Source organism: Methylobacterium frigidaeris (assembly GCF_022179185.1).
In the GTDB taxonomy this organism is placed as follows: domain Bacteria; phylum Pseudomonadota; class Alphaproteobacteria; order Rhizobiales; family Beijerinckiaceae; genus Methylobacterium; species Methylobacterium frigidaeris.
The window spans coordinates 1-970 of sequence record NZ_BPQJ01000125.1 but is presented as its reverse complement, the minus strand read 5'-3'; the positions used below and the strand labels follow the sequence as shown (position 1 = coordinate 970).

Genomic DNA, 970 nt, shown 5'->3' with positions numbered 1-970 from the left:
AGGCGACGCAGAACGTCGTGGCTGGGTTCTCCCGTGGCTCGGACGGCTCCATCACCTTCTCGATGGTCAACATCGACGTCAACGCGATCAAGCTCTACGATAGCGCCACCGGCTCCACGGTGACGAAGCCGGCCACTGCCGCCCAGGTCGTCGGCTCGACCTCGCTGACTGGCACGAGCGCCTTCACGCAGCCGAACCCCTCGGCCGTTCCGCCGGTCATCGGCGGCACTGCCGACTTCGCGACCCCCACCGCCGGCAAGACCAACCAGGTCAACTTCGTCATCAGCCTGGATGCGGTGACGGGTCCCCCCGCTGTCGCTGCCAAATTCGTCACGATCCAGCTCGACAAGGACACCCTCAAGTCGACGGCCAAGGACCTGACCAAGGTCACGACCGACGAGATCCTGGCTGCGATCAACAATCAGATCGCCGCCTCGGGGACGTCCAAGCTCGCCGGCAAGGTGACCGCCAGCCTCGACACGGCCGGACGCCTGACCTTCGCCACCACCGACACCGGCGCGGACGTCAAGCTCAAGATCGGCAACGCCGCCACGACCGACACCACCAAGTTCGCCGTCACCGACATCGGTTTCGGCACCGCCTCGAACGCGCCGACCCTGACCGCCGGCACGAACTACGCCGCGTTCGACGCGACCGCCGACACGGTCATCACCGTCGACGACGGCAACGGCGCCAAGACCGTGACGCTGAACGCGGCGGCCTATGCGGCGGCGGGTTCGTCGGTGAGTTCGGGCGTCGCCACGCTGAGCGGTGCGGATGCCGTGACCCTGATCAACCTCCAGCTCAAGTCGCAGGGCAGCACGGCCGTCGCCAGCTACGGCGGAAGCAAGATCAGCTTCACGAGCGGGGGCGCCACCAGCAACATGCCGATCACGGTGAACGGCGCCCAGGTGACCAGCTTCGGCTTCACCGCCGCGCAGACGAGCACCGGAACCAACGCGTCCGCCGG

Annotated in this window: 1 pseudogene; it reads left to right on the top strand. The window is 67.4% G+C overall.

Annotation, left to right across the window (positions count from 1 at the left end):
- Positions 1-17 precede the first annotated feature (17 nt).
- Positions 18-970 (top strand): annotated as a pseudogene (locus MFF64_RS36525) (flagellin); the annotation flags it as partial.